Origin of the sequence: Microbacterium sp. H6, from assembly GCF_003314775.1 — a bacterium.
GTDB classification, from domain to species: Bacteria; Actinomycetota; Actinomycetes; order Actinomycetales; family Microbacteriaceae; genus Microbacterium; species Microbacterium oxydans.
The window spans coordinates 17,343-25,585 of record NZ_QOAY01000253.1; the positions used below are offsets into that span (position 1 = coordinate 17,343).

The window sequence follows — 8,243 nt, forward strand, 5'->3', positions numbered from 1 at the left end:
GAGCACCACGACCGCCAGGCTGACGATCCAGAACGACAGGAAGGCGAGCAGCGCGAAGACGAGAGCCATGGCGGCGAGACCGAAGAGCAGCGTGCGACGCAGATCGATGTCGGCGAGATGACCACCGACCAGGTTTCCCGCCGTCATCCCGAGCCCCATCAGCACGAGCACGATCGGCACGACCCACTCCGGCGAACCGGACACCTCTGTCACCAGGGGCGCGATGTAGCTGTAGACGGCGAAGAACCCGCCGAACCCGATCGCGCCGACACCCAACGTGAACCACACCTGCGGGATCCGGAACACCCGCAGCTCCTGCCGCATCGTGCGCCCTGGATCCCCCGGATGCTCCGGCACGAACAGCGCGATGCAGACAGTGGCGAGCGCGAACACGATGGCGACGACGGCGAAGGCCGAGCGCCACCCCCACTGCTGTCCGAGGAAGGTGCCCAGCGGCACGCCGACGACGTTCGCGACCGTGAGGCCGGTGAGGATGAAGGCCACGCCCTTGGCACGGTTGCCCGGCCCCATCACCTCGGCCGCCACGAGTGCACCGATGCCGAAGTACGCACCGTGCGGGAGACCGGCGAGGAAGCGGGACGCGGCGACGAGCTCGAACGTGGGCAGCACCACGGTGAGGGCGTTGAACACCGTCAGCGCGAGAGCCAGCACGATCATCACCCGATGCCGTGGATATCGCGCGACGAAACCGGCGATGGTCGGGGCGCCGACCACCACACCCAGCGCGTACAGCGAGATCAGCCACCCCGCTTGGCTCAGCGCATCTTCCGGGCTGGTCGCCCAGAGCGAAGGGAGCAGGTCGGCGGCGATGTTGGGAAGCAGGCCCATGACCACGAACTCGGTCATGCCGATTCCGAAGCTGCCTATGGCGAGAGAGAGGAGCGCCCACTTCGCCGCACCCCTCGATTCAGTCGAGGGATTCACCGGAACAGCCTACCGGCCCTCGGACGATCGAGCGTCATGAACACATCCACGTCGTCCTCGGAATCGACGACGAACCCGTGGCGCTCGTACAGGCCTCGGGCCGGGCTGCCCCTGAGCACGTTGAGGCGGTACCGGCCGGCACCGTCGAGCACCGTCGTGAGCACGCGGCCCCCGACCCCGCGACCCTGGTGCGAGGGAGAGATGTAGAAGTGCTCCAGCCATAGCGAATCGCCGTCTCGGCGGAGGGCGACAGAGCCGACGTCGACGGCATCCACGACGATGATCCGCGTCTGCGCAGGCTCGAACGCGTCGCGGAAGCGCTGCCGGACACGGACCTCGTCATAACGTCCGAGTCGCTCCAGGTCGACTCTGAGCACGTCGGCCCGGAGCTCCGCGATCCACTCGGCGTCCTCGGCGAGCGCCGGTCGAAGAGCGATCGACGTCGCCGGGACGACGTCAGTCATCCGCGCGCGCAGAGCCCGCCTCTTCCGAGCCCGCCTCTGTGAGAGCAGCCTCGAGGCGTTCGATCTTCGCGTCGAGCTCTCCGGAGTACCCGGGCCGGATATCGGCCTTCAACACAAGCGAGACCCGCGATCCGAACGGCATGACGGCCTCGGTCGCACGCTTCACGACGCCCATGACGGTGTCCCAGTCCGGGCCCTCGATCTCGGTGAACATGCTGGTGGTGCGGTGCGCCAGGCCCGATTCCCGCACCACGCGCACGGCAGCGGCCACGGCGTCGTGCACCGATGCATCGGTGCGCTCGGCACCCTCGGCCGGGGTACCGCTCGGGGCGACGGAGAAGGCGATCAACATGGGTTCACTCCAGGGTTTTCGGTTGGCGGACGGGTACGCGAAGCAGAGCACGGATGCCCAGCACGAGCAGGACGATGAGAAGGACGTTCCGCACCGTGAGGACGGCGACGGAGAGGGTATCGGCTCGCAGCAGCGCGTCGTAGCCGATCGGGTAGACGAGGCAGGTGAGCAGACAGAGGGCGAGGACGACGACGGCGGGGACGCGCGCCCTGACGCGGTCGAGCACGAGCCACAGGATCATCGGCGCGATCAGCCAGGTCTGGAACTGCGGGGAGCCCACCTTGTTCGTGACGATCAGCAGCGTCACGAGCGCGAGGGCGAGCGGAGGGAACAGCCGGGTGAAGCGCGCACCGCGGATCGCCTTGAGCGCGCCGACGGCTGCGACCGCGAGCACGCACACCGCCATCAGGGGCGTGAGCACGGCCGCGACGGCATCGACGCCCGGTGCCGTGATCTGGAAGGTCAGGATCTCGAAGCTGTACTCGATGCGGGCGGCCCCGGTGACGGCGAGCCACAGGAACGGCGTGGCGGCGACCGCTTCGATCTGCAGTCCCCGTCCCGTCTGCTCCGTCAGGAAGCCGAGGATCTCGGAATCCGCTCCGAGCACGAGCAGCGCTGCGACGACTCCGGCCGTGACGGCCAGCGCGGCGAACAGCACCCGCATGCGCGCCCTGAGCGCGATCACGGCGGCGAGCACGAGCGCGCCCGGCCAGATCTTGATCCAGGCGCCGACCGTGAGGAGGGCAGCACCGACGACCGGCCGACTCACGAGCCAGAGCCCGCCGATCACGGCGATCGGCACCGTGATCGCATCGATCCGATAGAGCGCGATCGGTCCGAGGAGGAGCAGCGCCGCGCACCAGAACCAGGCGGCCACGCGGCGCGGGCGCGACGGCGAGCGGCCGATCAGCACTCCGAACGCCACCGCATCGAGGATCACGACGAGGGCAGCCCACCCGATCAGGTACGCACCGGAGACCCCGAGCAGCGGCACGAGCGGCGCCGCGAGCATCTTGGCCACGAGCATCGGCACGAGCGCGAGCTGCGGGTACACCCAGGTCTCGGTGACGCCGACGATCGGGCCCCCGTCGAGGGCTGACGAAGCCCAGGGCTCGTAGACGAGGACCACATCGCCCATGGGCTGACTGGGATAGACCCAGCCCGCCCATGCCGTGAGCAGGTGGGCGAGGAGGAAGGCGACCCACAGCACGGCCACCCCGGTCGGCGGGCGATTCACGCGAGGACGTCCGCGATCGCCTGCGGCAGCGCCGCAGCGACGTCCATGGCGACGATCGGATGCCCCGTCCCGCCGTCGCTCATCCCCGCGGCCACTCGGCCCGCCTGTCCGTGTATCCACGCCCCGGCGGCGGCGACCTCGGCGATCGGGCGGCCCTGGTTCGCTGCGAGCACGGCACCCAGCACCCCGGCGAGCACATCCCCTGTCCCTGCGGTCGCCAGCCACCCTGTACCCGCGTCGACGGCGATGACGCCGCCGTCAGGAGACGCGATCAGCGTGCGAGCTCCCTTGAGCAGCACGGTGCCTCCGACCCGGTCCGCCGTCCTCCTGGCCGCCGACGCGCGATCCTCTTCGGACGTGGAGATGCCGAGCTGCTCCTGCAGCCGGGCGAACTCCCGCGCGTGAGGGGTCACCAGGAAAGGAGCGCGCGCCTTCCCGGCGAGATCGAGTGCGCCCGCGTCGATCACCACGGCTGCATCGCCGGCGACGATCGCCTCGAGGGCGGCCTGCTCCGCGTCGTCCCGGTCGGTGGGGTCCGTGCCGGAACCGATCACCCAGGCGTCGATCCGCGACCGGCCGACATCCGCCCCCGCCACCGTCTCCGGACGTCGGGCGAGAACAGCATCTGCCACCCGCTCCGCGCCCACGTACCGGACGAATCCGGCGCCCGTGCGCCACGCGGCCTCCACCCCGAGCACTGCGGCACCCGGATATGCGGGCGACCCGGTGCGAAGCGCCACCACACCACGGGCGTACTTGTCGTCGTCGGCTGTGGGAACACGGAACAACCGCGCCGTGTCATCTCGCGTCCACTCGCGCACCTCGACCATGACTCCACGTTAGTGCGACGGCCCTCGGGTCGCCTGCGCGGCGGTAGCGTCGAACGGTGAGTCTTCTCTTCTCCCCGCTGACCATCCGTTCCGTCACCCTGCGCAATCGCCTCTGGGTGTCGCCGATGTGCATGTACAGCGCCGTCGACGGCGTGGCGCAGGAGTGGCATCACACTCACCTCGCGCAGTTCGCCTCGGGCGGCGCCGGGCTCATCATCGCCGAGGCGACCTCGGTCGTCCCCGACGGGCGGATCTCGCCGCGCGACCTGGGGCTCTGGAACGACGAGCAGCGCGACGTGCTCGCCCCGATCGTCCAGGCGATCCACGATCGGGGCTCGCACGCGGGCATCCAACTCGCCCACGCCGGCCGCAAGGCCTCGACGTGGTGGCCCTGGGCTCCCGAACGAGGCACTGTGCCGACCGGTGAGGGTGGATGGACCACGTCCGCGCCGTCCGCCATCGCCTACGAGGGCTTCGACACCCCGATCGCCCTCGATACGGCGGGCATCGACCGCGTGGTGGAGGCCTTCGCCGATGCAGCTCATCGCGCGGTCGCCGCGGGCTTCGACGTGCTGGAGATCCACGGAGCGCATGGCTACCTCCTCCACCAGTTCCTCTCTCCACTGTCCAACCACCGTGAGGACGAATACGGTGGTTCGCTCGAGAACCGCGCTCGTCTACTGCTGCGCGTGGTCGGCGCCGTCCGCGACGCCACCGGCGTCGACGTGCCGCTGTTCGTCCGCATCTCCGCCACCGACCACGCGGAGGGCGGGTTCACGCCGGAGGAGGCGGAGATCGTCAGTGGCTGGGCGACCCAGCACGGTGCAGACCTGATCGACGTATCGAGCGGTGGCCTCGTGGCGCATCAGCAGATCACCGTGTTCCCCGGATACCAGGTACCGCTCGCCGAGGGCGTGCGTCAAGGCGGTCGGATCCCGGTCTCCGCGGTGGGCCTCATCACGGCGGCCTCCCACGCGGAGCAGGTGCTCGCCGATGGCGCCGCCGACGCGATCTTCGCGGGACGCGAGTGGCTGCGCGACCCGCATTTCGCCCTCCGCGCCGCGCACGAGCTCGACGCCGAGGTCGCCTGGCCGCCGCAGTACGAGCGCGCCCGTCCCCGCTGAGCCCCCGACGACGAAGGCCGCCGATCCGTGCAGGATTCGGCGGCCTTCGTCGTGCGGTGGAGGATCAGCGTCCGCGGAAGCGACGTGTCGCGTCCTGAACCTCGCCGACCAGTTCCTCCAGGATGTCCTCGAGGAACAGGACAGCGGTGGTGTTCCCCTCCGCGTCCCGCACCTTGGCCAGGTGCCGGCCCGCGCGGCGCATGACCGCGAGGGCGTCCTCGAGGTCGGTGTTCTCCTGAACGGGCACCATGTGGTGGATACGTTTGGCCGGGACCGGCTGGATCATCTTGGTCTCGGCGTCCGCTCCCTCGGACGCCCGCAGGATGTCCTTGAGGTGCACGTAGCCGATCGGAACCGACTCGTCGTCGACGATCACGTAACGCGAGAACCCGTAGCGGGCGACCGCCTTCTCGATGTCGTCCGGCGTCGTCGACTGCGGAAGAGTGACCAGATCGCTCAAGGGCACAGCGACATCCCTGGCCTTCTTGTCGGTGAACTCGACGGCGGCGGCGACGGTTCCCGCCGTGTCCATGAGCACGCCCTCGCGACGCGACTGGCTGACGATGGTCGCGACCTCTTCGAGCGTGAACGTGGATGCCGCTTCATTCTTCGGCTCGACGCGGAACAGGCGCAGCACGCCGTTCGCCGCCGCGTTGAGCACCCAGATCACCGGCATGAAGACCTTCGACACCCAGACCAGCGGCGGGGCGAGGATCAGCACAGCGCGGTCCGGCACTGAGAAGGCGAGGTTCTTCGGCACCATCTCACCGAACACCACGTGCAGGAACGAGACGACCAGCAGCGCGACCGTGAACGACACGGCATCGACGGCGCCGTCCGGCCACCCCAGCGCATGCAGCGGCACCGACAGCAGGTGGTGGATGGCCGGCTCCGACACGTTGAGGATCAGCAGCGAGCAGATCGTGATGCCGAGCTGCGAGGTCGCGAGCATGAGCGTGGCATGCTCCATCGCGTACAGGGCCGTCTTCGCTGCACGCGAACCCTGATCCGCGCGCGGCTCGATCTGCGATCTTCTGGCCGAGATCACGGCGAACTCGCCGCCGACGAAGAACGCGTTCGCGACCAGGAGCACGACGAGCCAGGCGAGTCCGCCCCAATCGCTCATCGGGTCACCTCCTCATCGACAGCGAGCGGTCTCGGCACGTAGCGCACCCGATCGACTCGCCGACCGTCCATGCGCACGACCTGGAGCGTGCCGGTGTCGAGCTCGACCTCGTCGCCGACCGACGGAACCCGTTCGAGCACACTCATGACGTAGCCGCCGACGGTGTCGTAGACGTCGCCCTCCGGCACCTCGACGCCGGCGCGACGACGCAGCTCGTCCGGTCGGAGCTCCCCGGGGAACGTGATGCCCTCGCGGTTGCGGATCACTCCGGCCCTGGTGCGATCGTGCTCGTCGGCGACCTCGCCCACGAGCTCTTCGACCAGGTCTTCGAGGGTCACCAGACCGGCGGTGCCGCCGTACTCGTCGACGACGACGGCCAGTTGGTAGCCGCGTGCCCGCAGCTCGGCGATCAGGGCGTCGACGTGCACGGTCTCCGGCACCCGGAGCGGTTCCGTCGCCAGCGCGCCGGCAGGAACCTCGGTCCGACGCTCTCGAGGCACGGAGATGGCCGCCTTGAGGTGGACGACACCGGTGATGTCGTCCAGGTCGTCGTCGTACACCGGGAAACGGCTGTGCCCGGTGCGTCGGGCGAGCTGGATGACGTCGTCGGCGGAGTCGCCGGCCGCGATCGCATGCATGCTCGGACGCGCCGTCATCACATCGGCGGCGGTCAGCCGGGCGAAGGTGAGCGTGCGGTCGAGGAGCGTCGCTGTATCGGCTTCCAGCAGACCGGCGCTGGCGGAACGGCGCACGAGAGAGGAGAGCTCCTCAGCGCTCCGGGCCCCCGAGAGCTCCTCCTTCGGCTCGATGCCCATACTGCGCAGCACGCCGTTCGCGCTGCCGTTGAGCACCACGACGGCCGGCTTGAACACGGTCGTGAAGGCGATCTGGAACGGGACCACGAGCTTCGCAGTGGCCAGAGGCAGCGCGAGGGCGAAGTTCTTCGGGACGAGCTCGCCGAGGATCATCGAGAGCACCGTCGCCACCAGCATCGCCACGATGGTCGCGATCGGGGTGACGGCCGCCTCGGGGATGCTCCAGGCGATGAACGTCGGACGCAGCAGGTTCGACAGCGCCGGCTCCATCGTGTACCCGGTGAGCAGGGTCGTCAGCGTGATCCCGAGCTGCGCAGCGGAGAGATGGGTCGACGTGTGCTTGAGGGCGCTGATGGTGAGGGAGAGCCGCGACTCGCCTCTCGCCTGCCTGGCCTCGAGGTCCGCGCGATCGAGGTTCACCAGGGCGAACTCGCTGGCGACGAAGAGGCCGGTGCCGACCGTGAGCAAGAGCCCCACGCCCAACATGATGTAGTCCATCAGAGGTTCCTCTCCTGTGAGAGAGGCGGACAGTGGGGCGATGTTCTACAACTGGGAGGGTCGTCCATTATGCCGACGATTGTACCCAACGCGACCGTGTATGCGCGCAACGATCACCAGCTGACCGGAAGCGCCTTGCCCTCTTCGTAGCCGGCCGCCGACTGCAGACCCACGACGGCGCGGTCATGGAACTCCGGGACGGATGCAGCCCCGGCGTAGGTGAACGAGGATCGCACCCCCGAGGTGATCATGTCGAGGAGATCCTCGACGCCGGGCCGGAGCGGGTCGAGGTAGATCTTCGATGACGAGATCCCCTCAGCGAACAGCTCCTTGCGCGCACGCTCGTAGGCGTCGAGCCTGCCGAAGCGGGCCTGGACCGCCTTGGTCGACGCCATGCCCCACGACTCCTTGAACAGGCGGCCTTCCGCATCGCGCTGCAACTCGCCCGGCGCTTCGATCGTCCCCGCGAACCACGAACCGACCATGACGGAGGCGGCACCTGCGGCGAGGGCCAGAGCGACATCGCGGGGGTAGCGCACTCCCCCGTCTGCCCAGACGTGCGCGCCGAGCTCCCGCGCCGCCTGCGCCGTCTCGAGCACAGCGGAGAACTGCGGGCGGCCGACCGCGGTCATCATGCGGGTGGTGCACATCGCGCCGGGACCCACGCCGACCTTGAGGATCGACGCACCGGCGTCGACCAGGTCGGCCACGCCCTCCGCGGTGACGATGTTGCCCGCGACGACGGGAAGACCGAGGTCGAGCTCGGCGACGGCCCGCAGCGCTCGCAGCATGCCCTCCTGGTGTCCGTGGGCGGTGTCCACCACCAGCACGTCGACGCCGGCGGCGGCGAGG

The 8,243-nt window shown here is 69.4% G+C and carries 9 protein-coding genes; 1 reads left to right on the plus strand and 8 read right to left on the minus strand.

The window, feature by feature from the left end; translation table 11 throughout:
• The 5 genes from DSP71_RS16060 to DSP71_RS16080 all read right to left on the minus strand — a co-directional run.
• Window positions 1-945 (minus strand): MFS transporter (locus tag DSP71_RS16060; RefSeq protein ID WP_147251345.1); only part of this gene is annotated, 945 nt, incomplete at its 3' end.
• A complete protein-coding gene (locus DSP71_RS16065) occupies window positions 942-1,409 on the minus strand; it encodes a GNAT family N-acetyltransferase (RefSeq protein ID WP_113681588.1) in 468 nt (155 codons plus the stop codon). The genes DSP71_RS16065 and DSP71_RS16060, both read right to left, overlap by 4 nt.
• Window positions 1,402-1,761 carry a thiamine-binding protein gene (locus tag DSP71_RS16070; RefSeq protein ID WP_113681589.1) on the minus strand — a complete coding sequence of 120 codons (360 nt, stop codon included), beginning with the start codon at window positions 1,759-1,761 and terminating at the stop codon, window positions 1,402-1,404. Before DSP71_RS16070 ends, DSP71_RS16065 begins: the two co-directional genes overlap by 8 nt.
• Window positions 1,762-1,765: 4 nt before the next feature.
• Window positions 1,766-2,998, minus strand: a complete 1,233-nt coding sequence (locus tag DSP71_RS16075; protein WP_230977869.1) for a hypothetical protein — start codon at window positions 2,996-2,998, stop codon at window positions 1,766-1,768.
• Window positions 2,995-3,828: an NAD(P)H-hydrate dehydratase gene (locus tag DSP71_RS16080; RefSeq protein ID WP_061017300.1), complete on the minus strand. Its 834-nt coding sequence runs from the start codon at window positions 3,826-3,828 to the stop codon at window positions 2,995-2,997. Before DSP71_RS16080 ends, DSP71_RS16075 begins: the two co-directional genes overlap by 4 nt.
• A 56-nt stretch (window positions 3,829-3,884) precedes the next feature.
• Between DSP71_RS16080 and DSP71_RS16085 the strand changes: the two genes are divergently transcribed.
• Window positions 3,885-4,952 carry an NADH:flavin oxidoreductase/NADH oxidase gene (locus DSP71_RS16085; RefSeq protein ID WP_113681590.1) on the plus strand — a complete coding sequence of 356 codons (1,068 nt, stop codon included), beginning with the start codon at window positions 3,885-3,887 and terminating at the stop codon, window positions 4,950-4,952.
• A gap of 64 nt (window positions 4,953-5,016) precedes the next feature.
• On the opposite strand, the gene DSP71_RS16090 is transcribed toward DSP71_RS16085, so the two are convergent.
• From DSP71_RS16090 to DSP71_RS16100, 3 genes are all read right to left on the minus strand, one after another.
• Window positions 5,017-6,078 carry a hemolysin family protein gene (locus DSP71_RS16090; RefSeq protein WP_046749470.1) on the minus strand — a complete coding sequence of 354 codons (1,062 nt, stop codon included), beginning with the start codon at window positions 6,076-6,078 and terminating at the stop codon, window positions 5,017-5,019.
• A complete protein-coding gene (locus DSP71_RS16095; protein ID WP_113681591.1) occupies window positions 6,075-7,391 on the minus strand; it encodes a hemolysin family protein in 1,317 nt (438 codons plus the stop codon). Before DSP71_RS16095 ends, DSP71_RS16090 begins: the two co-directional genes overlap by 4 nt.
• Before the next feature lie 113 nt (window positions 7,392-7,504).
• Window positions 7,505-8,243 (minus strand): IMP dehydrogenase (locus tag DSP71_RS16100; RefSeq protein WP_181800757.1); only part of this gene is annotated, 739 nt, incomplete at its 5' end.

Coding starts and splice junctions, on each gene's coding strand:
- DSP71_RS16065 (WP_113681588.1), bottom strand. CDS start 1,409: ATGACTGACGTCGTCCCGGCGACGTCGATCGCTCTTCGACCGGCGCTC.
- DSP71_RS16070 (WP_113681589.1), bottom strand. CDS start 1,761: ATGTTGATCGCCTTCTCCGTCGCCCCGAGCGGTACCCCGGCCGAGGGT.
- DSP71_RS16080 (WP_061017300.1), bottom strand. CDS start 3,828: ATGGTCGAGGTGCGCGAGTGGACGCGAGATGACACGGCGCGGTTGTTC.
- DSP71_RS16090 (WP_046749470.1), bottom strand. CDS start 6,078: ATGAGCGATTGGGGCGGACTCGCCTGGCTCGTCGTGCTCCTGGTCGCG.
- DSP71_RS16095 (WP_113681591.1), bottom strand. CDS start 7,391: ATGGACTACATCATGTTGGGCGTGGGGCTCTTGCTCACGGTCGGCACC.